This window comes from Prochlorococcus sp. G4PB17, from assembly GCF_059772445.1.
In genome coordinates this window covers 320,312-345,371 of the sequence record NZ_CM186288.1, presented here as the reverse complement: position 1 = coordinate 345,371, position 25,060 = coordinate 320,312, and the positions used below count along the sequence as shown (strand labels likewise).

The window sequence follows — 25,060 nt, the reverse complement described above, 5'->3', positions numbered from 1 at the left end:
TAATTAAATGAGGGTGATAGGAACATATTGAAGCTTCCCCAACAGTAAGCTTCGTCATCCTCAAATAATTATGCATTTTACGTTCTTCAATACATCCATTTTTTTCTAGACTACATTATTTTATAAATTATTTAGCATAAAATATTAAAGTTTTTCCGCTTATAAGTTAATTATAAATATCTTATTACTAATGGATAAAAGATAAATTTAGTGATTCAGATACTTTTATTGTTCTTCTTCATCGTTTCCGATTCTAATTTCTACTCCAATGAATGTCGCAAATAAAACAATTATTAACCCTAATATTGTTTTCCAGCTATCAAAATGACTAGCTATTTCGGATGATTGGAAGAAATCTGGGATCATTTGAAAATAATACAACTATTTATCTTCCTCCCAGTCTTCCTCTGCTTTATCAAGAATATCCTCAACAGTATTCTCAAATGTTTCAGCTACAGATCTGAGCATTTTTGAAATAGTTTCATCTGGACATGCTAAATCTTTTTGAATCCCTTCCGCACAGTCTTTTATTTCTTCCCATGCATCGACTAAAACTTGAGAATCTACCGGTTTCCATTCATCAGTCATAGATAAACTCCTAAATAAGCAAAGGTTATGGAAATTACAAGAACCATCAGATATTAGCTTTTTCTTGTATGTACTGTCTGGATTTCTTCATTTTATTGAAAGCCGTTAACTCGAATGCTAATTTTGTTTTCTATGAAAAACTCAATAAGTGAAATCTCCTTAGCACAATTAAGCAAGACAGCAGAGCTACAACGAGTCCTAGCTCAACTAGAGGCAATATTGTCAAGAAAAGGAAATCAAAAGGTCACTGAGAAAGGACGCAACAATAGATAAGATGTAAAAAGAAGTTTCAAAGCTTGTATTCTTATTTACGTCCCTGTAAAAACGTCTATAAATATATACAGAGATTAGTTTTTACCATGCTTCTTCCTAAACCAGTTCGACCAGTAGACTCAGAAAAGAAAGGCAAAGACAACTAAATTCTATAATTTAATAATCATTTAATATTTAGATAAATATTTATAGATCATTAATTTGAACTAAATGATTTAGTCCTATCAAATAAAAGATAAGTCAAGACAAACGAAAGATAAAAAATTATTTATTTGAATTATTCCTATTGACATCATGAATATATTTGGCAGATTATTTAATGTATCTTATTTAAAAGCATTTGATACTTACCATTGAATAATTCATCGCCTTTGATTTCTCAGTTACTATATGAAAACAGCATCTAAAGAACTTAAAAAACTAAGATCTATGGCTGAGAATTCACTTAATAAAACAGCAGAACTGCAACAGGTTTTAGCTCAGATTGAAGCAAGTATTTCTAGAGCAGAAACACAGAAAGTTCTTCAAAAGAAAAACAATAACTAAAAAATATGATTTCGTATAAATTAATGCACAATCCCTGAAATATTTTTACTAAAAATATATTTAATTATTTTATCTATTATTCTTCTACCTAAATCTATAAGAACATCGAAAAAGGTAATAAAGACAAAAAATAAAATAAGATTAATATTGTCTACTAAGCCCTCTCATAAATCATTTTAATTTTTAGAAAAATAAGGAATTAGATATTTTTACACTGATTAGCCATATATACTTTAATTCTTGGTGAAATGAACTTTTTAACTAAACAAGGGAGAGGTTAAAAAATAGATTTATCATGTTTTCTTACTCTTTTTACGTAGAATCCTTGAGTTTGAGCCATTCTCCAGCGTTTTGGTGAATAGTCCCTGATAATCCCCCATACCAGAGGAAAGCCAAACATTACAACAAAACCTAAACTCAAAATACCTATTACGCTCCAAGTAAGGATACCGGGGTGAAGAGTAATACCAAAAAGGTATTAACATTTTAATAACTAATTCTATACTCAATTTCTCTTTTATTATAAAAATAAAATTGCAAAAAAGTCAGATTTTAATATTATTCAGAAATAAAATAATGAAGCACCAGTGCGATAAGCAATCCTGTCCATACTCCTTTTACCCAAATAAGTATCAACATTTGATAATTACTTAAACGAAAATGATTCTGAATTGCTAAATATGCTCTTTTATCAAGGCCAATCAAAGAAAATGAATTGTTAGTATTTAACTTAAACAATTTACTAATCATAAATATATTTATTTAATTATCATAGTAAAGAGAGGAAAAAATATTAATTAATTTAACAATAAGATATATATTAAGCGTATGAATTGGAATTTTTATTATTCAGAAAATAAAAATAAATATTTATCAAGTTTATTGATTAAGAATGAAATTAAGGTATAATAAAAAAGTAGATATAATTAAAGAATAACAATTTGTGTTTGAATTTAAAAATCAGAATTACAATAGTTTTCTATTCTTTGATTTAAATTAAAATTTAATTAACATATCATGCTTGAAAATTTTGTTTTATTAGTTATTTTAGAAGAAAGTCTTTTTAATTCAAAATCCATTATTAATTACCATTCACATCGAAAATGAATTGTAACTGTCAACATTGTTTGGAAATCAGAAAACAGCTTGATAGAGCTGAAAAAAGACAAGCTGAATTATTAAAAGACAGAACTTTAAAGATTATGCAAAAATACTATAGTTAGTTTTTGTAAGGAATTACTGGTATTTCTATCACTTTGTTATTATTAAAGTTCCTTATTTCATTTTTTGATAAGACTTTTTCTTTTTTATAATTTTCTTTTGAAGTTTTATTTTGCATATTCTCCTTTTTAGCCTCTAGATTTACAAAAAAGAAATATATTGCAATTAGTAGTAAGTAAGGTAATAAATTTCTAATATTAATAGTCATTTTTTTCATATAATCAATTAAATTCATTTCTTTCAGCTATTTATTTCTATGATTATAGACCTGATATAATTGTAAAGCAATTGAATATATTTATACTGATAAATTGCAATAATTACCTTTTATTGGATTGGCTTTTGGTTTTAATAAACCAATTAATGCGGGTATTTGATTAGTCATTATATAAATGACAATAGATTTATTAATTATGATATTAAATATAATTGAATTCACACTTTCAAATAATAGCAATTAAATTTAATATAGCTTTTTAACTCATATGCTTCATTTGCTACAGCTCTGTTTTTCCCAGATTATGGAAGGTCTGGAGTACCATGAGATTTGTATTTAATACATTTTTATTTTTTTATAATCTTCATTCCATTTTCTTGCTATTTTTAATACAGCAAGAAGCTCAGTGGCTGAAAATCCCAACAGAGTTAATGACGAGTCGACTAAATATCCTGATTTCATCCTCGGGCTTAGTTTATTAACTTAATCGTTTTTTTTTTTTTTTTTTTTTCGATATGTACTGTAATTATTAAAATGTTGATTTATTTGCAGCTTTCAAATTATACATAGAATTATTTACTGAAATAAGCAATATTTAAAACCTTTGAAGGATTTTTATGGATTTAAGTTGTGGTTATCAATATAGAACATAGATATTTCCTGATTTCTAATCATAATTAAAGTGATTTAATTCTATTTAAAAAGATTTTCCTATATAAAATTATTATCTGATTTAATCAATACATAAATCAATTCCATCTAATAATATTACTAATAATCTTTATTTAACCCAATATTGTAATAAATGAAACTGAAATAGTTTTATGGGTCACTTATTATAAAAAAAGAATAATTACCTCTATGTATTCAAAGAAATCTGGAGCAGTAAAAGCAGTGGAGGTTATGCTTAATTCTTCTCTAACACGACTTGATAACCTGAAAGGCATAAATAGAGAAGCTCTTTATGATGAATATAAGGAATGGTTAGAGGTTGATGAGAATAATGTAATAAATGACGGTGTTTTATACTGTAATTATCTTGGATAATAAGTCGTGTTATTTTCCTAATAGATTTAATTGTAAACATGCAGAATAACTGACTATACCGCAGGCTACAGATAAATTTAAACTTCTAACTCCTCCTGTCTTTAATTGATTCTCACCACCAGGCATTGGTATGCCAGAAACAACGTCACACTTGCTCATTATCTGATCGGGTAACCCTGTATCCTCTCTGCCAAATAAAAGTATATCTGTATTTTTATAAATAATATTTGAAATTGAATTATGACTTTTTTTTGTTAAGGCTATGATTCTAGAATAGGGAAATGAATTTTTATATTCTTCGAATGAATCATATAAATGAACATCAACATTTGGCCAATAATCTAAACCGGCTCTTTTTAAATATTTATCTTCAAAGCTAAAGCCAGTTGGTTTAATAATATCTAACGACATATTAAAGGCTAAGCATGATCTACCTATTGTTCCAGTGTTCTGAGGAATTCTTGGTTCAAATAATGCGACTCTTGGTCTAAAACTATTTAATGAATTCATGGTATGACATAACCGATTTTATCTAAGTCAATTGCAGTCCCATTCACAGCAAGCCATCTTTTTTTAGATTTGCGACTTAACAATGAGGTTAGGGTACTATGTCTTTCGCGAAATAAATGACCTATACGTGTGGCAGGAACAATTCCCCACCCAACTTCCTCGGTAACAACAATAATGCATATATCACCCTCTGAAAGGCAGTAAAGAAATTTAGTCTGGTAATTATTCCATTGATCGTCATCTTCTATTAGATGCTGCTCAACTAAGCCACCTAATGAGTCAATTAAAATTGACTGATTTCCTCTAATCGATTCAATTGATTTACAGATGTCTTTTGGATGCTCAATGAGCGTCCAGCTATCAGGTCTTCTCTTCCTGTGTAGATCGATTCTTTTTTGCCAATCTGGATCATTTGGTCTTGGTTTTGACGTTGCTATGTAGGTGACGGAATCTTGCTCCGATATTAAAAATTCAGCTAATTTACTTTTACCACTTCTTGTCGGTCCAGTAATTGATATGAGACCTTTATAATTTTTGGCTATTGGTGCGATCATATTATGAGCTATTGGATAAATCTATTAATAGTGTTTTTTATATATTATATCGATATAAATTAAAAATTAAAGGTAGGCGATTATATGTATAATAAAGAATCAATATATTTATTTAAACTTGATAGGATAGATAAATGTATAAAATTTCTAACTTAGTAATAATATTTGGATGTTTTATATTAATTTTATCAATTATAAATATTGCTACTGCTAATCAAGTTAATCCAACATTAATAAGAGCAGAGACAATATCTGGAATTGCTTCAATAGCATTAATAACTATAGGTTATCTTTGGACTGAGATTAAACCTAAACAATCTATTAAAGCCAGCTTGGATGGAAAGGAGGGCTTTGAACTTTGTAATGAATTAACTGATGATCAAAGAAACGAATTGGCGTGGGGAAGTAAGCAAATACTTACTGCAACTGCAGCTAGTACAATATTAGTATACTGGGATAATAAAGTAATACTTAGAAGAGGATTGATCTCTGATAAAATATTCGAGCCTGGAGAAATATGTAAAAGATCAATTGACCAAAAAAGATTAATCTCATTAGTTAATACTGAATTATTTCCAGGAAGAGAAGAGTTTGATGGTGTTTTAAATAATTTACCTGCAGTAATAGTTTATCCTCTTGAAAATAGGGGCATAACAATTGTTGGGGGGTGGTCAAAGAGATCATTTACTAATTCAGATGAAAAGTGGATATCAGGATGGTCTGATAAGTTATACGTACTACTTAGCAAGTAGGAAGTTGATAGTTGTTTCTACCTGTTTGTCCTTTGATGTAAATACTAAAGTATTATCTTTTTTAAACCATTTTGCAAATTCGGATTCGACTTTTACCTTATATTCCCCATCACCTTCTAAATTATATATATATCTATTGAATTCACTATTGTCTATTTTAAGAAGGCCTGAATCAATATTATAAAATCCATTAGTTGCATTAATTAAAGTATCATCAAGGTTGATTTTAAGTGGCTTATTGATTTCTATAATTGATGTATTTAAATCCCAAATAAATGAATTAGTAGTGATATAGAATTTCTCGTTATCTAGAAATGATATGTTTACATTATTAAAAACAGTGATGATATTAGAAAGATTATTAAGCGTAGAATGTCCTGATTTAACTTGAAAGTCTTGTCCAGTTCTGTTGAGTATATCAATTGTACTTTTAAATATCTCAATATCAGTACTTTTTGGATCAATAATGGCTTTAGGACTAGTGATCCTTACACTGGTTTTATTGTTAGGATTTTCTTGAACTAGCTCAAAATCATTAATATAGCTTTTATTATCTGTTTGAGTAACAGACCTATTTGATTTTTGACACCCAAATAGAGGTAATATGGTAATTATTAATAGAAAATAAATCCGTAAATATTTCACTATACGGAATTCTCATTGAATTCGATTTTTTCCATTACAGGACAAGGGTCCTCTAGACCATTATCAGGATCTAACAAACCCCAATGTAATGAATGTTTAAAATTGATAGCTGAAGAATCGATTTTTAATTGATTTAATATTCTAGTACTTAAATTGGGAACAAACGGATTTAGCAATATTCCAATGATTCTACAAGATTCAAGTACAGAATATATATCAAGAGCAACAATATCTTTATTTGTGTTATCTTTAATTAGCTTCCATGGTGCACGGTCATTTAGGTAAAGATTTGCGCTATTGGCTAGCTCTATAATTGCATTTGCAGAATTTTTAAAATTGCTATCTTTAAATGATTGCATATATTCATTTATTGTTATCTCTGATTGAACCTTAAGAGGAGATTCCGTTAATAAAGAGTTGTCTAATGGAATTTTATTATTAAACCATTTTTTAGACATTGTGATTGTTCTATTTAACAAATTACCAATAGTATTACTTAAATCACTATTAACAATATCTACAAATCTTCTCATTTGAAAATCACCATCTTCTCCAAATTCAATATCTCTCAAAAGATACCATCTCATCGCATCAATACCGCCATATTCCAAAAGTTCAATGGGGTCAAGGACGTTACCTAATGATTTACCCATTTTTTGCCCTTCTCGTGTTAAAAACCCATGTCCAAAAACACTTCCGGGTGGTTTCATCCCAGCTGAAAGTAGCATTGCTGGCCAATAAACTGCATGAAATCTGAGTATATCTTTACCAATTACATGTATATTTGCAGGCCAATTACATAACGATTCCTCTGTGAGTTCAGGAGTGTTCTGATCTCGAAGAGATCCACTAATATAACCTAATAAAGCATCGAACCATACATAAAAAGTATGGTCCTTTTTTCCAGGAACATTTATACCCCATTTTAAGTTTACTCTTGAAATTGAGAAATCCCTTAAACCTTTTGAGACAAAATTGATTATTTCATTTTTTCGACTTTTAGGAGAAATGAAACCATCAATTTGAATTAAATTTTCAATTTGATTTTGATATTTTGATAATTTAAAAAATAAATTCTCTTCATCTCTCCATTCTAATTCCTTATTATGAATTGAACATCTTGGGCTTTTATCATCCTTGTCCACATCTTTATATTCCTCACATCCAACGCAATACCAACCATTTTGTCTGCCCATATAAACATCATCAGAATTCAAAACTTTGGAATAAAATTGATGAACTAAGGAGCTGTGATCTTCAGAGGTAGTTCTCACAAAACGGTCATAACTAATGTTTAATTTATCCCATAAATACTTATACTCTTCTGTGATTTCATCACAATGTACCTGAGGTTGAAGGTCTTTACTTTCTGCTGTTCGCTCTATTTTTTGACCATGTTCGTCCACACCAGTAAGAAAAAGTACTGAATTACCATTAAGTCTTTGAAATCGGGCTATTGCATCACAAGCAATTGTTGTATAAGAACTACCTAGATGAGGCTTGTCATTAACATAATATAGTGGGGTTGTAATTGTGTATTTCATATTCACCATATATTCTGATTATTATATTGTATTTTTAAAACTCTTGCATAGTTATGCTGATCGATTATTTTGATAATGAAATTAATTCAAAATAAATTAAATCATTATTATTATCGACTATATTTTGAACGATAAAAATCTCTCCGATTTTTATATTCTTTTTTGATTTTAGATTACATATAGTAGAAAAATGATATTCTATAAAGTAAAGAATACAAATATTTTTATATTTATTAACCCAACTAAGCAATATTACATTATAATTCTTAATTAGGTTGTTTTTGAACCATTTACTTAGCCAATATTTTTGATCTTCTCTATATCTCATAATATTTTGTCTACCTTGATTATTAATATCCTGAGTCATTTGTTCAACTTCTTCTTTAGATATAAGTTCTTTATCATTAAGAAATCTATTTATTTGGTAGTTAACCAACAAGTCAGCATATCGTCTAATCGGTGATGTAGCATGTAAATAAGATGTTAAACCTAAACTCGAGTGAGGCATTGGATTTACTGAATAATACGATTTACCCATGGTTTTCTTAAGTAAAAAATTGGATAAAACACTATTTACCGAATCTTGTATTTTTTCAGTACTAATTTTATTCATTTGTTCTTGAACCCTATATGGAACTGGTATTTGATTTAACTTAGTAAAATTTGAAATTAGATTTCCATACAAGATCATTGCTTCACTTATTAATTGTCTCGATATTGTTGGATCTATTATCTCAAGGGTGGGATTATTATCTTCTACCATTATTTTCCCAAATGATTCTAATATTTCCACAGCACCTAAACTCATTCTCCAACATTTTCGTTTTTGTAAAATTGCAGAAATAATACTTAAATCTTCTTCCTCTTTTGGGGCATAATCAATAAGTTCATCAGCATCTTTATAATTTAACCTGAAGTCAACTTTAATAATACTCTGCACTATTTCCGTACAGGCAACACTACCGTCTGAGTTAAAAATAACACCTAAACTTATAGATTCTCTTTTTTCTCTATCACTTAGACTAAACACATTTTTTATTAAAATTTCTGGTAACATGTAATAAGTATTAGTTGATAAATAGACAGTTGAAATAAGCTTTCTAGCTCTCTTATCAATAGCTGATTGATATTCAAAATATGATGTAGGGGAAGCAATGTGGATCCATAACTTTTTCTGAGAAGATATATCTTCTAAGGAAATAGCATCGTCTATTTCAAACGTTTGAGAGTCATCTATAGAATAAGTTTTTAGATATGTAAGGTCCTGAACATCATTATTTATATTAATTTTTTGTTGAAACCTAGATATTATATCCTTAACTTCATTATCTATTATTTCATTGCACATTCTATTATTAATAGAATATTTTCTTACCCTTCTGGATTAACAAAGGGAAGTAATGCAATAATTCTTGCTCTTTTAACGGCAGTGGTTAAATCTCTTTGTTGCTTGGCTGTTAACCCAGTAAGTCTTCTAGGTAAAATTTTACCTCTATCTGTAATAAATTTCTTTAATAATTCTACGTCTTTATAGTCAATAGGATCTCCAGGCTTTATGGGAGAGAGCTTTTGTTTGAATAGTGAATTAGTCATTTTTAAAAAATGTATAAAAGGAAATAATTATTTGATTTCTCTATGAATAGTCATCTTATTTAATTCAGGGCAGAATTTTTTTAGTTCGAGTCTCTCAGTAGTGTTCCTACGATTTTTTTCTGTGGTGTATCTAGATACTCCTGCAGAACGTTTTTCTGAGCTAGGTACAGATCTAGACTCAGTACATTCTAAAGTGACCACTATTCTGGTACCTTTTTTAGCCATATGAACTTAGCTCAACTTTTGTGAGTCTAGGAAACAAAGTACAATCTTACTAGGCTAAGCACCCTTTTTTATAAATTCATTTGAGCACCTATGTTTAACTCCTGTCAGAACAAATCATGAAGGTATCAGTTTCTTGGCTAAAAGATCTTGTCGATTTTAACAATGATATTGATGAATTGGCTGAGAAGCTTTCTATGACTGGCTTTGAAGTTGAATCATTAGAGGACTTATCAGACCAAGCCAAGAATGTTGTTATTGGTTTTGTTGATGAAATCACTCCACATCCAAATGCGGAAAAGCTCAAAGTTTGTTCAGTAGATGTAGGTGTACCCAAAAAGCTAAGTATTGTTTGTGGTGCACCAAACGTAAAAGCAGGATATCACGTCCTTGTTGCAAAAGTTGGGGCCTATTTATCGTCAAAATCCTTAAAAATAAAATCATCTAATTTACGTGGTGTAGAAAGCGCAGGAATGATTTGTTCCTTGAATGAGTTAGGGATAGAAAGTAGTAATGAAGGTATTGAAATTCTTGAAGAAAATAAAACAAATATCCCTCCAATTGGTTCAGATGCTGTCGATTATCTTGGCTTGAATGACACAATAATTGAATTAGCTATTACTGCTAACAGGCCCGATGGTATGTCTATGGCTGGTATAGCACGAGAGATATCAACTATAACAAATTCAAAGTTAACATTACCGATTTTAAATTTCAATAATGATTTTCAAAAATTTGATCCACAAATAAAAGATAAAGAAACGGTAGGATCAGAATTTATTTACTCACTTACATATATAGATAATATAGACAATACAGGAAAGATAAATAAATCTATTTTTCATAAATTAAGTTCATTAAGACAAAATTGTATAAATCCTGTCGTAGACATAACAAATTATTTAATGCTTGAACAAGGTCAGCCTCTACATGCATTTGATGCAGATCTTTTAGATAATATAGTTGGTAGAAAAGTTATTCCCAATGATTTTGGTATTAGAAATGCTAAATCAGGCGAATTATTTGTTGCGCTCGATAAAAAAGAATATAAATTAAATCAAAATATACAGGTAATTACCTGCGACGATTTTCCTATTGCAATAGCTGGGGTTATTGGTGGAAATAATAGTGCTGTAAGTGCTAAAACTTCAAGAATTTGGTTAGAAGCTGCTGTCTTTACTCCTACATCAATTAGAAATAGTAGTAGAGAAATAGGGGTCAGGACTGATGCAAGTAGTAGATACGAAAAAGGTATATCACCTAATATGACAACAGCAGTCTCAAAAAGAGCTAGTGAACTTATTTCATTAGAGTTAGGTGGGGATATTAAATCGACTCATGTTAATAGTGAATTTATTAAAAAAGATATTACTGTCAAACTTAGATTAGAAAAAATAAACAGGGTTCTAGGTAAATTGAGTCGAACAGAAAATAATAACTCAGAAAATAATTCTAATACTCTTGATTATCTTAAAAAGGATGATGTTGAGCCACTTCTAACAAGGCTTGGTTGCCAACTTAGTTCTAATTCAAGTGGTTGGAATGTACAAATTCCTCCATACAGATCATCTGATTTAACAAGAGAAATCGATTTAATAGAGGAGATAGCAAGACTAATTGGATATGATAATTTTGATTCAAATATACCAGAACCTCTTGAGCCAGGAGTATTGACACCTTCTAATTTGGTTGAAAGACGTTTACGAAATTCCCTTAAACATAATGGTTTTCAAGAAGTAGTTACTTCTTCACTTGTTGGACCTGATAATACTGATGTAAATGCTGTATTAATAAAAAATCCATTACTATCAGAGACAAGTAGATTAAGAACTAATGTATGGGATGAACATCTTAAAATTCTTCAGAGAAATGTATCATTTGGTGCTGAAGGGTGTTGGATTTTTGAAATAGCAAAAACTTATAAAAAAGATAAAGCAAGCTTTGTAGAAACTAATTTGTTAGCAGGTTCGTTAACTGGTAATAAACGATTAAGTAAATGGGGTACACCATCAAAAGAACAATCATTAGATTATTTTGAAGCAAGAGGAAAACTTAAACAGTCACTTGAAGTTCTAGGAATTGAAATTATTGATAAGCAACTTACTGAAAAAGAATTCATGCATCCGGGCCGCACTTCTGAATTATTTGTCGAAGGAAAAAGTATTGGCTTCTTTGGACAAATTCACCCTTCCTTATCTGAAAAATTAGATCTAATTAAACAAACTTATTTATTTAACATAGAATTTGATCCATTGATTAAAGCCGCGACAAGGAAAACAAATTGGACAAGAATTTACAAGGATTACCCCACTGTTCCTTCTATGGAAAGGGATATTGCGCTTATTCATTCAAAAAAATATAGCTCCTTAGAGATAGTAAATCTAATAAAAAAATCCGGAAGACCACTTTTAGAGAAAGTGGAACTGATTGACCGTTATGAGGGATCTACTATTCCCGAGGATTCAGTTAGCCAGGCTTTTAGAATAAAGTACAGAGATCCAAAAAAAACACTTGTAGAAGAAGATATAAATCCAATTCACGAAAAGATACGAAAAGCTCTTAAGGAAAGATTAAAAGCAGACCTAAGAAGCTAGTCTCGCCTATCTAGGATGAGTCTTGAAAGTAGTCCTACTATAAGACTATAATAAGAGTCAATAGATCTCCTTCGTAGAATTTTTTAAAAATCTACTTCTATTTTTTGACTTATTGGCATTGTTTCTTTATTCATTGATTTTTTTAAATCACAAAGGTTCGAAACCTCCACTTAATGGATATTTCACAATCCAAAGCCAAGAACTTAGTCCCTTAAATCTTATATAAGAACCTATATAAGACTCATAAAGAGTCCTAAAAAAGACTAATGAGAAATCTAAATAGGCCGACTTCAGAAACGATCTCAATCCATTGAAATCCATAGGTATATTACTAGCGTGAGTAGGCATAACTGTCTATAAAACAGTTACGCAGGCAAAAAATATTAGTCATAGCAGTGCAACAAAGCTGGCAACTATCTACTGGACAAGACTTGGACATATTTTGCCCATAACAGCTCTAAATCGAAAGAACCTCTTCAGGTTTGTATAAATAAAATCAAATTATTTTGCATTTTGAATTGAGATAAATGACTTCATATATGTTTGATCTATTTATATTTATCTATAAGAAAATAATATTTAGAACTTACTGTTTGCTTGTGATTCCAATCCTTGATCAACTAATGAAACTTATTTTTCTAAAGAGAAATCTTACCGATCTCAGAAAAGTCTATTGAAAGGACTCAACAAAAGACCAATCCAAGACTCATGAGAGTCTAATTTTTGTATAGATCTTTGAGTAATTGATATGCCTCGTTTAGTTTCCTCATGGTTTCGTTTGACCCTCCAGCGTCAGGATGATTGGAAAGAGCTTTTTCTTTATAGGCATCTCTAATGAAAGAAAGGGTTAGAGATGATCCTGCCTTTGTTGGCAAACCCAATAACTTGAGAGCACCATGAACAGTCATAGTAGATTCAAGCGTTTGGAATGAAGTTACATTTTGACTACGTTTGAATTTATTAACGAATCTACGAATAAGCGTAGGGATTCTACTTCTTAGGTTTTTAGTTGAAAAGGGATCTTCGAGCGCCCCCGCTAAAATAACCACATCATCAAAAGTAACTGAATCGATTTTCCATTCAATGCAATAGGAATTAAGCATTTTACAAGCAGCATTCCATGTAAAAGGAATATTTTCTGTTCCATCCACATTTGGCCAGATATCTCTAGCAAGCCATATCATTGAAGCCTCAATTACACTTTCAGTCGGTTTTTGCCCATAAAGATAGATCCAATGTTTTTCTGCAGCATCTTTAGCTTTAAACAAATCATCAAAATCAATAGTGGTTATCGAGGTATCTTCCATATTTTTAAAAGTTTTATCTTTACTCAAACTTTTCTTTAGGTTTGTAGTTTGTTTTCTAATAAAACCCGGTAATTCAATGCCTGTGGAGACAGTATCTTTTTTATTACTTTTAACATTATTATCTTTGACATCATTGACAGTGACATTTTTTATTTTAATATTCTTATTTCCAACTATCACAAGTGCTTTTTCTTCCTGGCTACTTATATCTATTCCATTTTTAGCAGTTGAAGTATCATGATTACTATTAGTATTAAAATCTAGTTGTTTATTTTCAATGATATCTTCATCCACATCATTAGATAAAATAACCTCTAATAATCTTTCGAAAACTAGTCCTCTAGCCCTAAATCCCCACTCTTTGCGAAGTCGATCGACACCATCAACTAGATCAATTGGTAAATCAATTGATATTCTCTTAACTTCCTTACCTTCCCCTTCTGCCACAAGATCCATATATCTAGTCATATATTAATATCCTTTTTATCTGCAACACACGTTTAGTTTTGAATTTATATAATTAATCTCTAATTGAAAAATATTTTGAAATTTCGATATATTATCTTAAAATTTAATTACGGTCACAACGATCAATATGATTATGTATTATTTTCTAGTGAATATAATCGTAATCAGAAATGGACTTCTGCGAATCATCCAGAAACTGGAGTGAAAGAAAAAGATTTTTTCAGTCAAAGAAACTAAATTTTTTAATTTCTGTTAAAGAATCTTATGAAAGAAAACTTGCTGCTATCACAGCTTCTATCTCAAAACTTGAAGAACAAATGAATTCATCAACTCCTAGTGTCGATAGTTGAATTTAATCCACTTCTTAAATCACATCCTTTAATATTTTATCAGGACCAAATTTAATAAGAGTATCGACATCAGATCTACTTGTTCCAAGAAAATAACCAGCGAAACCAAGAGCATTTATACTAAATCCATTGGATCTATCAGTTTTACGAGTTATAAGTGCAATCCAATTGGATGTTATTAGTAAATTATATGGTTTTAAAGGTTTATTTGTTAAACTAATTTCACCTATACTCATCTCATTAACCATAGATTTATAGGAGTTAAATAAGTCATTAGAGCTTGAGTCCTTGTATTTATTTCTTGGTCTTATTGAAATACATTGAGAAATTTCAGAATTGCTATCCATAGTGTTATTTAATAAAGAGCAAAACCATTGATATCTAGGACAAATGCTCTCATTATAACGTCTTGGTAATAATTGAAAATGTCGATGAGGCTGACTAGCACCAGCTTCTTTACTGCTATTAAAAAACCATAAACCTGTAGTATCATTATCTACATTTAGAATAGCTTTAAAATCATCTTCAGTTAGCCAGCCATTTTGTGGTTTCCAGCTATTTGTTATTAATAACATATGTCCTATTTGTACTGGATATTTATTTAATATTAATGTATGTTTATTATATATTGGCTGAATTTCTAATCTAGTGTCCCAAGGAATAAATGGATTTCGTTTAGGACCATATTCTATTAAATACTTGGGTATGGGACTTTTGAGAAATCTAAGCTCAAAATCACAACAATCTTCTTTAGATTTATATTTTACAGTATTAAGAGGAATTACAGCTCCGCAATTAACCGCTTTTCTACTAATCTCGAGAGCTTTTGACCATATAGATTCGCTCTTCACCTCAAATAGACCTTTATTAAATAATCTATTAAGATTATATAATTAATAACCTAAAATAATAAAATTTAAATAAAAGCTTATCAACTAATTACTAAATCAAAAACACCAAATCAAAAAAAGGTAAGCAACATTCTAGAAATGATGAAATTTATGCCTGATAAGCCTTCTAAGGAATGGATGACGAATTGCATGCCAACAATCGGTTAGACGCCCTAGAGTCGATTTATAGCCATCTAGAGAAGGCTTGTTTGCCTAAAAGAACTTCATGGTTATTGATAAAAAAATGTTTTTGAATATTCAAATTAATAAAAATCAAAAAGAATTTATTTTTAAACCTTAAAATATTAAAATTCAGGCCATTGTCCAGATCCTTTGTACTGGAAAGGTTTTAAGGCATCATGCCAAAACTCAAATTTATCAATTTGCAAAATAGTTTGAGTTAATTGACAAATAAGGTTGACGAAAGCAGGGGGGCAGGAGTTAAAACCTCAATCAGTAATGTGTCCTCGATGGATTGGGACTTTTCTGAAGACGAAGCTTTCATGGCTCTGTGCAATGCCTTTCGCGAGAGCGGGGAGACATCTGCTATGGAGTTTCTAGCAACGGGCGAAGGTGCTTTTCACTTTCAAGAATTAACTCAAAATGCTGCTGGGGAAGGAATTGATTTAAGTGATTCAGAATCAATGGCAGAGTTTCAAATGGAAGTTTTAGAATCGCTGGATGAAATTATTAATTAAACTAATTTCGTTTGCTACTTTAAAAATGACAAAAATTAAATTCCAAAATATTTAGCTACCGGGTGTAATGCAACAATTGCTGTTGTACTTTGTTCAGGGTGAAGTTGCTCACTTTCATCCATAGATATATTAATTTTTTTAGCATCAAGCCATAATAATTGTTTTCTAGAATCTGAAACTTCAGGGCAAGCTGGATAACCAAAAGAGTAACGGCAACCTCTATATTTAACATCTAAAATATCTTTTATATTGTCTGGTTCACAGTATTCAAATCCACATTCAATCCTAATAATAGAATGTATATATTCAGCAAGTGCTTCTGCCAGCTGGACTGTCAAACCATGAAAAAATAGATAATCTGAGTATGAATCTTGACTAAATAATTTATGAGAATATTCACTAGCTGATTCTCCCATTGTTACAGCCTGCATTGGCAAATAATCAGTAGGATGATTGTTATTTAAGTCATTATAAAAATCTGCAATACAAAATCTTTTTCCAGATCTTTGCCTAGGTAATAAAAAATCACCTAAAAGGCTTTGGTGATCTTTATCATATACTTTTAAATTATTACCAACTCTGCCACAAGGAAAATATCCATACACTAATGATGGTTTAATAAGCTTTTCATTTATTATTTTGTTCATCCAGTAATCTAACTTAGGTTCTGCCTTCTTAAGTAAAAAGTCCTTATAATCAGAAGCGGGCATCTGCTTGGAGCGTTTCATTTGCCATTGGCCTGCAAATAAGGCATTACGGTCTAAGAATTTATAAACTTTAGTTATGTCTATATCTTTTTCTAATAAAAACCTTGGCCCTATGAATGGTGGTTTAATAGGATCTATTTGGGATATATCTTTTGATCTTGAGGTATCTTCAATAGGTTTATCTTTTAATTTTTTTATATTAATTTTATTTTCATTATTGGTATTTTTATAATTACCAATTGTGATACCATCAGGAGCACCTTCTTTAAAGCCTGATATATTATCCCAATTATTTAATTCCTTTGCTTTCATATATGAATCCATAAATTTTAAATCTGTAAAAGCATCTTTACCGTAAATAACTTTCCCTCTATAAACACTTGCACAATCTTGATTAACAAATTTTGGAGTAAGTGCTGCACCACCAAGAATAATAGGCACAGATATATCTTCTTCATTTAATGCTTTAAGATTATCTTTCATAAATGCAGTAGATTTAACTAGTAGTCCACTCATGGCAATACAATCAGCGTTATGCTCCTTCTGAGCATTAATTATTGAATTGACTTCTTGCTTAATTCCTAAATTAATAACTTCATAACCGTTATTTGATAAAATTATATCTACTAAATTTTTTCCAATATCGTGAACATCGCCCTTAACTGTTGCGATAATAAATTTTCCTTTTGATTGATTAACCTCAGATTTATCCATAAACTCCTCTAAATAAGAAACAGCAAATTTCATTGTTTCCGCAGATTGGAGAACAAAGGGTAATTGCATTTGACCAGAGCCAAATAATTCACCAACAACTTTCATGCCATCTAATAAAAATTCATTAATTATTACCAAAGGTTTATATTTCTTTAACGCAAAATCAAGATTTGAATGTAAATTAGTTTTTTCGCCATCAATAATATGATTCTTTAGTTTTTCTTCTATTGGTAATTTAATATCATCATTATTTGTACTTTTGTTTAAAATTGTCTTTGAATCATCGAAATAACTAGTTAAGGTTGTTAAAGGATCATATGTGCATACTTTATTTTCAAATATTCTTCTATCATAAATAAGATCCATGCAAATTTTTATCTCTTCCTCACTTATTTTGTTTAGAGGTAAAATCTTGGAGGGAGAAACAATTGCAGAATCAAGACCGGCCTTAATTGCTTCATTAAGAAAGATAGAATTAAGAACAATTCTTGCACTAGAAGATAAACCAAAACTTACATTTGAAATCCCAAGGATTAAATGAACTTCTGGATATTGATCTTTTATTAACTTAATTGCTTTTATAGTTTCTAAACCATTCTTTCTATCTTCTTCTAAACCTGTTGAGATAGGTAATGCTAGAGGATCATAAAAAAGTTCATAAGATTTTAATCCAGAATCAGTCGCATCTTTATAGGCTCTTGTTGCTATTTCTGCTTTTTTATCAGCTGACCTAGCCATTCCATCTTCGTCAATTGTTCCAATTACGACCGCTGAACCATATCGTTTAGCAAGATCAATTACTTTATAGAATCTTTCTGGTCCATCCTCATAATTAGTAGAATTTAATATACATTTTCCGCCAGCATGTTTTAGCCCACTCTCCATTTTTTCATAATCTGTTGAATCAAGCATCAAAGGCAAATTAATATTATTAACTAGTCTTTTGACTAACATAGACATATCTTCGATTCCATTTCTTCCAACAAAATCAACATTTACATCTAAAACATGAGCATTTTCCTTCAGTTGAGATTTTGCAATACCAACAAGTCCGTCCCAATTCTCATCGTTTAGGAGTTCTCTTACTTTTTTAGATCCACTAGCATTTAATCTCTCACCTACGATCAAGAAAGAGTTATCTTGCGAATAAGGAATAGACTCATATATTGATGATGCAGCGGGAATTATCGATCTTTCTTTTGAAAGAGTAACCAATCTTTGCTCAGAAGATAAAAGCTCTTTTGATAAATCTGAAAGTTGCTTAATATGTTCAGGTCTAGTTCCACAACAACCTCCAATTAGTTGAACTCCTAAATCATTAATAAAATGACTAAGTTGGAACTTAAGTTCCATTGGAGTTAATCGATAATGAGCCTTGCCACCTACATTCTCAGGAAGTCCTGCATTTGGTATACAACTTATATGAAATGGTGAATGTTGCGATAAATATTTAATATGTTCTTTCATCTCCTCCGGGCCAGTCGCACAATTAAGGCCCAAAATATCAATATTAAATGGCTCCATTATTGTTGTAATAGAAGAAATATCACTACCAATCAGCATCTGCCCGGTAGTTTCCATAGTTACCGAAACCATTAATGGAATTTTTTTTCCAGAACCAATAGCTTCATTTACGCTTTGCAGAGCAGCCTTGATTTGAAGGACATCTTGGCAAGTTTCAATAATAAAAAGATCAATTCCGCCTTCAATAAGTGCTTTAGCTTGCTCAATATAAGAATTTTTTAGCTCATCAAAACTGATATGACCAAGGGTTGGTAGCTTGGTAGTTGGTCCAATAGATCCAGCTACAAATCGTGGTTTTTCCGCTGATTGATATTTATTTGCAGCATTCCTTGCTATTTGTGCTGCTTTTAAATTGATCTCATAAGCTTTATTACCAATTCCATATTCATCTAGAACAATTGAAGTAGCACCAAATGTATTTGTCTCGATTACATCACAACCTGCCTTTAAAAATGATTCATGTACTTTTTCGACGCTGGAGACTGATGTCAATACAAGGTTTTCATTACAACCTTCTAATGAAGCTCCGCCATAGTCATCTGCATTAAGTTGTTGATCTTGCAGAGAGGTGCCGGTAGCACCATCAAAGACTAATATCGGTCTCTTTTCAGAGTTGAGATAGCCTAAAAAATCAGTCATAAATTATATATTTAACTTATAATAATGAAAATCATTAATTTAAATAAGTTATATATTCTTATTTTAATCTATGCGTATACGTTTAACCCAATTTTCATATTCAGGAACTAAACCTTCTGTAATTTTAGTCAACTTCGTTCTTAAGGAATTCATTATCGGCATATCTTTGCTCATTGATATAGTTTCAATCATTTTTATAGGGGTAATTTTTGCAGCTGTTCCTGTAAGGAATACTTCATCAGATATAAACAATTCTGTTTTATCTACTGGTCTTTCAATAACTTCTAAACCATCTCTTTTAGCCAGTTCTATAACACTTGAGCGAGTTATACCTTCAAGAATATCTTGATCAACACCAGGTGTAATTAATTGACCATTACGGACTATAAAAATGTTCATACCACTGGCTTCACTAATTTTTCCTTGACTATTTAATAATAATGCTTCATCAAATCCACTTTTTACAGCTTCAGTTTTGGCTAACGAGCTAGTAATATAGGCTCCACTAATTTTACCTCTTAATGGAAGTGAATTGTCTTGCTGACGAGTCCAGCTACTAACGCGACAAGTTACCCCATCAGGTGATAGATAATCACCTAGTTCTATTCCATAAATAAAGAAATTTGTTTCTATATTATGTAGCCTTGGTGCAATTCCTAAGTCACTAGTGTATACAAATGGTCTGATGTATACAGGTTGAGTCGGTTTATTTTTAACAAGAAATGTTTGAAGAGACTTTAATACAAAATCCTCATCTAATTCGGTCATCAAAAATCTAGCACTTTGACATAATCTTTTTGCATGTTTGTCTGCTCTAAATAATAAAAATGATTTACTATTATTTGGATCAGGAATAGCCCGCATTCCTCCAAAAGCTGCAGTTCCATAATGAAGTGCGTGAGTAGCTATAGATAGCTTCGCCTCATTAAATGGGATGCATTGCCCTTCAAACCAAGCGAATGGAAGAAAATTATGCATTATTAGTTCCAGCTAAGATGAAAGAAATCAGCATTTCAGTTTTTACTGCTCTAATTACACATAATAAATGAATGCATAGAATTGCCACACTTCCGGGGAATGAACCTCAAGAAGAAAATACATATATCGAACAACCATCAGCTCCAGTTATCTTCCTAACTAGCGCTACATCTGATATAACCTGTCTATCTACGGTATTAAAGCTCCCTAACAATAAAAAGTGGAAAAATAAAATAAGAGCATTACCAATAGCTTATTTATCTTCAAATGCCTCAATTGATCACTATATATCTAATACATGTAATACAGCTGAAATTATTGTTGTTAGATTTTTAGGGTCTAGATCATATTGGTCATATGGATTTGAACAATTAGGTTTATGGCAATTAGAAAAATCAAATAGACATCTGATAGTAGTCTCTGGAATTGAAAGTACAGCAAATGATGTTCAAGAAATCAGTAGCTTAAATCAAGCGAAAGTTGATTTAATCCAAACACTTTTAAATCAGGGAGGTCTAAAAAACTATAATTATATGCTTCAAACCTTAGAGAAAATAAATGATGTTGAAGAAATTAATTTAAATAAAGATATAATTGAATATCAAGATGAGTTAATAAAATGGAAATGGAATAATAATGATAACCCATCTATTGCTGTATTTCTCTATAAATCACTTTTACAATCGGGTAATACAGAGTTAGCTGATAAAATAAAAGATATATCTAATAAATACAACTTAAATGCTAAAATAATATGGATTACAAGTTTTAAATCTAAAAATATAGAGAATCAAATAATAAGTTTATTAGAGAAAGAGAACATAAAAGCAATAATAACTACAACCTCATTTTCATCAGTTGAATATAAACATGATGATGTGAAGAAAAACCTGTGGGATAGATTAGATATACCTGTATATCAATTACTAATATCTAGCTCATCTATAACTGAGTGGAAAGAATCTACTGTAGGTCTAAACCCCATTGACTTATCAATTCAAGTTGTTTTACCAGAAGTGGATGGTCGAATATGTACAATTCCAGTTGCATTTAAAAACCTTACTTATACAGATAATGAATTATCAATTGCTGTATATAAAACAGAGCCACATGAAAAACATATTGAATGGTGCATAAAATATATAAAAAATCTAATTTATCTACAACAAACGAATAATTCAAATAAAAAGATTGCTCTCGTGATAGCAAACTATCCAGTAAAAGACTCAAGAATTGCGAATGGAGTTGGTTTAGATACACCCGAAAGCATACTAAATATTTTAAACTGGCTCAAAGATGAGGGATATAATCTAGGAAATAAAGATATTCCTTCTAATAGTAAAGAATTAATTAACCTGATAGTAAGTCATAGGACTAATTCTGAAGAGACAATCTCAAATAAACCTCAATCATATTTAAATATTCAAGATTATTTAATTTATTGGAAAGAACTCGAATCTAACGTTAAAGAAAAGGTGTCTAATCGATGGGGAGACCCTCTTAATTCTGCTCAATTAGAAAAGTCTGGATTTCCCATTAATGGAATAAACTTTGGAAATATAACAATTCTAATTCAGTCAAATAGGGGTTATGAGAGCGATAATTTATCTGATTTACACTCCCCAGACTTACCTCCTACACATAAATATATTGCACAATATTGTTGGTTAAATAACACATTTAAAGCGAATGCAATAGTACATCTGGGCAAACATGGCAGCTTGGAATGGTTACCAGGGAAAGGAGTTGGTTTAAGTCATAATTGTTTCCCATTTATTCTTTGTCCGCCTATTCCAAATATATATCCATTTATTGTAAATGATCCTGGCGAAGGCTCTCAAGCAAAAAGAAGAACACATGCAATAATTATAGATCATTTAACCCCCCCACTATCTCATGCCGGATCTTTTAATGATCTACTAATAATTGAGAATCTAATTGATGAATATTATGAATCTAAACTAATAAATGATAATAGAAATGAATTATTAGAAAAAAAGATACTAGATCTTTTAATTAAAAATTCATGGCCAGGTATTGAATCAAATAAATTAAAAGCAGATAAAAATACTTTAATTTTACAGGAGCTAATAGATGATGCAGAAAGTTATTTATGTGAAATTAAGAATTCTCAGATAAGAACTGGTCTTCATGTTTTTGGAGTTAATCAGAGTATTAGTAAATTATTAGAATTAACACTCACAATTTCTAATGTACCTTCAGGAAATATTCCAGGTCTTACACAATGTTTAGCAGAAGATTTAGGTTTTACGTTCGACCCTTGGAGTGACGAAGAGAGTAAAAACTTAAACCAAGTTGACATTGATTTATTTAAAGACTATACAGATATTAATGCTAGGAAAGTCGGTAAAGTACTTGACTGGTTGAATGACATTGGGAAATATATAATAGAGTTTCATTGTTTTAAAATACTTAATTACAAGAATAAATCAAAAAAGAAGATAAAACTTGATAGTAAAATTTTAAATTACCTAGATCATGAAAAACCTAATATTTTTATAAATCATTTACTAAATACTATTTTACCCAAACTATTAACTAGTTCAGCTAATGAAAAAACAAATTTTCTCGAGGCTTTAGACGGTAAAAGAATTTCTAGCGGTCCTTCTGGGGCTCCTACAAGAGGGAAATTAGAAGTTTTACCCACAGGCAAGAATTTCTTTTCGGTTGATATAAGAGCAATACCAACTGAAACAGCTTGGGACTTAGGGAAAAGAAGTGCTGAACAAATAATGGAACTTTACCTACAAGAAAATGGTGAACACCTTTCACACCTTGCTATTTCAATTTGGGGTACTTCAACAATGAGAAATGGTGGAGAAGATATTTGTCAGCTTTTTGCTCTCATGGGTTTAAGGCCAATATGGGACGGTACTTTAAGAAGAGTAGTTGATGTTGAGGTCATTCCCCTCAGTGTATTGAACAGACCAAGAGTAGACGTAACATTAAGAATTTCTGGTTTATTCAGGGATGCATTTCCACAGATAATTGAATTAATTCGAAAAGGTCAAAGCCTTATTGGGAATTTAAAAGAATCCTCTTCTAATAATCCACTTGCTGAGTCATATAGAAATGGAAATACAAAATCAAGAATATATGGATCTGCCCCTGGATCATACGGAGCAGGATTACAAGAAATAATCAATAGTGGATCTTGGGAGAATCAATCAGAACTCGCTGATGCTTTTATTGAATGGAGTAAATGGAGATATGAAGGTTCAAGTAAAATCATAAAAGACAAAGATGGATTAGAAAGTAATTTATCAAAAGTAAAAGTAGTACTTCATAGTCAGGACAATAGAGAACATGACATACTTGATTCAGATGATTACTATCAATTTCAGGGTGGATTAATTTCGGCGATTAAAAAAACTAGTGGAACAAATCCTCAAGCCTATTTTGCAGATACTTCAAGGTATCAACGGCCAAGAATTCATAAACTCTCAAAAGAAATTGATAAAGTCGTTCGTAGCAGATTATTAAACCCTAAATGGATAGAGGGGATTAAAGAACATGGATATAAAGGAGCTTTTGAAATGTCAGCTAGCCTTGACTATTTATTCTCTTATGATGCAACCACAAACTTAGTTCCTAATTGGTGTTATCAATCTATAATGAATAATTGGTTAATGAATAATAATACGAAAAATTTTATTAGTGAAAACAATCCTTGGGCTTTAAGAGATATCGCTGAAAGATTACTAGAAGCATCTAACAGAAAACTTTGGACGAATGCAACTATTGAAGAAATATCATCTATAAAAAAATTACTATCAGATATAGATAGTAAAATTGAAAACTATACTTCTAATAATAATTTATAACTTATTTAACGCCTAAGAAGAGATAGTCCATGGCTATCGGTACCACAAGTTGATAATAATGAATAAGAGTTTGCGCAATCAAATATTTTATCGCATACAAATTCTGATGGGATCCAATTATGTGCTCTTTCATAGTTATACCAAGTTTCAACAGCATCAAAACCAAGTTTTGATGCTTCATTAATCAAGAGATAAAATGGAAGCTTATATCTAGCGGGATGAGCTAAAACGGCAATTCCATTAGCTTTATGAATCGAATCTACAACTGTCGAAGCTAATAATTCTTTACCAATAGCAGCCTTATGATCAACATACGGTAATAAGTATTTTGATTTATGATCAAAACCAAGACCTAAAACATGAACTAAACACCCCTTTAATAGACAAGTAATTTCTATACCAGTCCAAAGTTTAGGAAAATTTGATCTCTCCTTATATATTGAGTCGTTAATTTTGCTTAATTCAATATATGCATTAACTGAATGATGATCTGTAATTGCATAATGATCAATATTTAATTCAATTGCTTGGTAATAAATTTGTTTAGCAGTCAAACTTCCATCACTAAATGTTGAATGCATGTGAAAGTTGATAGAATTTGGACAACTATTCTTATTAATTGATTTAATAATCT

At 30.5% G+C, this 25,060-nt stretch carries 24 protein-coding genes; 8 read left to right on the top strand and 16 right to left on the bottom strand.

Annotated elements, in window-relative coordinates:
- Nucleotides 1–225: 225 nt before the first annotated feature.
- Together AC6EJB_RS01845 and AC6EJB_RS01840 are read right to left on the bottom strand one after the other, a co-directional pair.
- Nucleotides 226–366, bottom strand: coding sequence for a hypothetical protein (locus tag AC6EJB_RS01845; RefSeq protein ID WP_498492031.1), 141 nt, complete (start codon nucleotides 364–366; stop codon nucleotides 226–228).
- A 15-nt stretch (nucleotides 367–381) separates the two neighbouring features.
- Entirely contained in the window at nucleotides 382–588 is a 207-nt protein-coding gene (locus AC6EJB_RS01840) for a hypothetical protein (RefSeq protein WP_498492030.1), read from the bottom strand.
- Between the two features lie 132 nt (nucleotides 589–720).
- Here AC6EJB_RS01840 and AC6EJB_RS01835 point away from each other — a divergent pair, with 132 nt between their 5' ends.
- A complete protein-coding gene (locus AC6EJB_RS01835) occupies nucleotides 721–861 on the top strand; it encodes a hypothetical protein (RefSeq protein WP_498492029.1) in 141 nt (46 codons plus the stop codon).
- 390 nt (nucleotides 862–1,251) lie between these two features.
- On the top strand, nucleotides 1,252–1,407 hold the full coding sequence (locus AC6EJB_RS01830) for a hypothetical protein (protein WP_498492028.1): 156 nt from the start codon (nucleotides 1,252–1,254) through the stop codon (nucleotides 1,405–1,407).
- Between the two features lie 558 nt (nucleotides 1,408–1,965).
- Here AC6EJB_RS01830 and AC6EJB_RS01825 read toward each other — a convergent pair.
- Together AC6EJB_RS01825 and AC6EJB_RS01820 are read right to left on the bottom strand one after the other, a co-directional pair.
- Nucleotides 1,966–2,157 (bottom strand): hypothetical protein, encoded by a 192-nt coding sequence (locus tag AC6EJB_RS01825; RefSeq protein ID WP_498492027.1) that lies wholly within the window; start codon nucleotides 2,155–2,157, stop codon nucleotides 1,966–1,968.
- Between the two features lie 469 nt (nucleotides 2,158–2,626).
- On the bottom strand, nucleotides 2,627–2,863 hold the full coding sequence (locus AC6EJB_RS01820; RefSeq protein WP_498492026.1) for a hypothetical protein: 237 nt from the start codon (nucleotides 2,861–2,863) through the stop codon (nucleotides 2,627–2,629).
- 843 nt (nucleotides 2,864–3,706) lie between these two features.
- On the opposite strand from AC6EJB_RS01820, the gene AC6EJB_RS01815 reads away from it, so the two are divergent.
- Nucleotides 3,707–3,892 (top strand): hypothetical protein, encoded by a 186-nt coding sequence (locus AC6EJB_RS01815; protein WP_498492025.1) that lies wholly within the window; start codon nucleotides 3,707–3,709, stop codon nucleotides 3,890–3,892.
- A 9-nt stretch (nucleotides 3,893–3,901) separates the two neighbouring features.
- On the opposite strand, the gene AC6EJB_RS01810 is transcribed toward AC6EJB_RS01815, so the two are convergent.
- Together AC6EJB_RS01810 and AC6EJB_RS01805 are read right to left on the bottom strand one after the other, a co-directional pair.
- On the bottom strand, nucleotides 3,902–4,402 hold the full coding sequence (locus tag AC6EJB_RS01810) for a tRNA (cytidine(34)-2'-O)-methyltransferase (protein ID WP_498492024.1): 501 nt from the start codon (nucleotides 4,400–4,402) through the stop codon (nucleotides 3,902–3,904).
- The gene (locus tag AC6EJB_RS01805) at nucleotides 4,399–4,956 is read right to left on the bottom strand and encodes a bifunctional adenosylcobinamide kinase/adenosylcobinamide-phosphate guanylyltransferase (RefSeq protein ID WP_498492023.1); all 558 of its coding nucleotides are present in this window, start codon (nucleotides 4,954–4,956) and stop codon (nucleotides 4,399–4,401) included. Before AC6EJB_RS01805 ends, AC6EJB_RS01810 begins: the two co-directional genes overlap by 4 nt.
- A gap of 134 nt (nucleotides 4,957–5,090) precedes the next feature.
- Here AC6EJB_RS01805 and AC6EJB_RS01800 point away from each other — a divergent pair, with 134 nt between their 5' ends.
- Nucleotides 5,091–5,708 (top strand): cofactor assembly of complex C subunit B, encoded by a 618-nt coding sequence (locus AC6EJB_RS01800; RefSeq protein WP_498492022.1) that lies wholly within the window; start codon nucleotides 5,091–5,093, stop codon nucleotides 5,706–5,708.
- On the opposite strand, the gene lptC is transcribed toward AC6EJB_RS01800, so the two are convergent.
- From lptC to rpmG, 5 genes are all read right to left on the bottom strand, one after another.
- On the bottom strand, nucleotides 5,694–6,353 hold the full coding sequence (gene lptC, locus AC6EJB_RS01795; RefSeq protein WP_498492021.1) for an LPS export ABC transporter periplasmic protein LptC: 660 nt from the start codon (nucleotides 6,351–6,353) through the stop codon (nucleotides 5,694–5,696). The two genes, AC6EJB_RS01800 and lptC, sit on opposite strands and share 15 nt — an antisense overlap.
- Nucleotides 6,353–7,897, bottom strand: a complete 1,545-nt coding sequence (metG, locus tag AC6EJB_RS01790) for a methionine--tRNA ligase (RefSeq protein WP_498492020.1) — start codon at nucleotides 7,895–7,897, stop codon at nucleotides 6,353–6,355. The genes lptC and metG overlap by 1 nt, the downstream gene beginning before the upstream one ends.
- A gap of 64 nt (nucleotides 7,898–7,961) precedes the next feature.
- Nucleotides 7,962–9,245 carry a ribonuclease catalytic domain-containing protein gene (locus AC6EJB_RS01785; RefSeq protein WP_498492019.1) on the bottom strand — a complete coding sequence of 428 codons (1,284 nt, stop codon included), beginning with the start codon at nucleotides 9,243–9,245 and terminating at the stop codon, nucleotides 7,962–7,964.
- 23 nt (nucleotides 9,246–9,268) lie between these two features.
- The gene (gene rpsR, locus AC6EJB_RS01780; RefSeq protein WP_011293874.1) at nucleotides 9,269–9,490 is read right to left on the bottom strand and encodes a 30S ribosomal protein S18; all 222 of its coding nucleotides are present in this window, start codon (nucleotides 9,488–9,490) and stop codon (nucleotides 9,269–9,271) included.
- A gap of 27 nt (nucleotides 9,491–9,517) precedes the next feature.
- Nucleotides 9,518–9,715, bottom strand: coding sequence for a 50S ribosomal protein L33 (gene rpmG / locus AC6EJB_RS01775; RefSeq protein ID WP_011823694.1), 198 nt, complete (start codon nucleotides 9,713–9,715; stop codon nucleotides 9,518–9,520).
- Between the two features lie 116 nt (nucleotides 9,716–9,831).
- Between rpmG and pheT the strand changes: the two genes are divergently transcribed.
- On the top strand, nucleotides 9,832–12,306 hold the full coding sequence (pheT, locus tag AC6EJB_RS01770) for a phenylalanine--tRNA ligase subunit beta (protein ID WP_498492018.1): 2,475 nt from the start codon (nucleotides 9,832–9,834) through the stop codon (nucleotides 12,304–12,306).
- A 716-nt stretch (nucleotides 12,307–13,022) separates the two neighbouring features.
- Here pheT and AC6EJB_RS01765 read toward each other — a convergent pair.
- Nucleotides 13,023–14,081 carry a molecular chaperone DnaJ gene (locus AC6EJB_RS01765; RefSeq protein ID WP_498492017.1) on the bottom strand — a complete coding sequence of 353 codons (1,059 nt, stop codon included), beginning with the start codon at nucleotides 14,079–14,081 and terminating at the stop codon, nucleotides 13,023–13,025.
- A gap of 170 nt (nucleotides 14,082–14,251) precedes the next feature.
- Here AC6EJB_RS01765 and AC6EJB_RS01760 point away from each other — a divergent pair, with 170 nt between their 5' ends.
- The gene (locus AC6EJB_RS01760; protein WP_498492016.1) at nucleotides 14,252–14,431 is read left to right on the top strand and encodes a hypothetical protein; all 180 of its coding nucleotides are present in this window, start codon (nucleotides 14,252–14,254) and stop codon (nucleotides 14,429–14,431) included.
- Nucleotides 14,432–14,445: 14 nt separating this feature from the next.
- Here the strand turns inward: AC6EJB_RS01760 and AC6EJB_RS01755 are convergent, their stop codons facing one another.
- Nucleotides 14,446–15,282, bottom strand: a complete 837-nt coding sequence (locus AC6EJB_RS01755; RefSeq protein WP_498492015.1) for an ATP adenylyltransferase family protein — start codon at nucleotides 15,280–15,282, stop codon at nucleotides 14,446–14,448.
- Between the two features lie 509 nt (nucleotides 15,283–15,791).
- On the opposite strand from AC6EJB_RS01755, the gene AC6EJB_RS01750 reads away from it, so the two are divergent.
- Nucleotides 15,792–16,019, top strand: coding sequence for a DUF8667 family protein (locus tag AC6EJB_RS01750; RefSeq protein WP_498492947.1), 228 nt, complete (start codon nucleotides 15,792–15,794; stop codon nucleotides 16,017–16,019).
- A 35-nt stretch (nucleotides 16,020–16,054) separates the two neighbouring features.
- On the opposite strand, the gene metH is transcribed toward AC6EJB_RS01750, so the two are convergent.
- Complete coding sequence (gene metH / locus AC6EJB_RS01745) at nucleotides 16,055–19,603, bottom strand: methionine synthase (RefSeq protein WP_498492014.1); 3,549 nt, start codon at nucleotides 19,601–19,603, stop codon at nucleotides 16,055–16,057.
- A 63-nt stretch (nucleotides 19,604–19,666) separates the two neighbouring features.
- Nucleotides 19,667–20,581, bottom strand: coding sequence for a branched-chain amino acid transaminase (locus AC6EJB_RS01740; protein WP_498492013.1), 915 nt, complete (start codon nucleotides 20,579–20,581; stop codon nucleotides 19,667–19,669).
- Nucleotides 20,582–20,652: 71 nt separating this feature from the next.
- On the opposite strand from AC6EJB_RS01740, the gene cobN reads away from it, so the two are divergent.
- On the top strand, nucleotides 20,653–24,426 hold the full coding sequence (gene cobN / locus AC6EJB_RS01735; protein WP_498492012.1) for a cobaltochelatase subunit CobN: 3,774 nt from the start codon (nucleotides 20,653–20,655) through the stop codon (nucleotides 24,424–24,426).
- Between the two features lie 5 nt (nucleotides 24,427–24,431).
- Here the strand turns inward: cobN and AC6EJB_RS01730 are convergent, their stop codons facing one another.
- Complete coding sequence (locus AC6EJB_RS01730) at nucleotides 24,432–25,007, bottom strand: PHP domain-containing protein (RefSeq protein ID WP_498492011.1); 576 nt, start codon at nucleotides 25,005–25,007, stop codon at nucleotides 24,432–24,434.
- Nucleotides 25,008–25,060 lie beyond the last annotated feature (53 nt).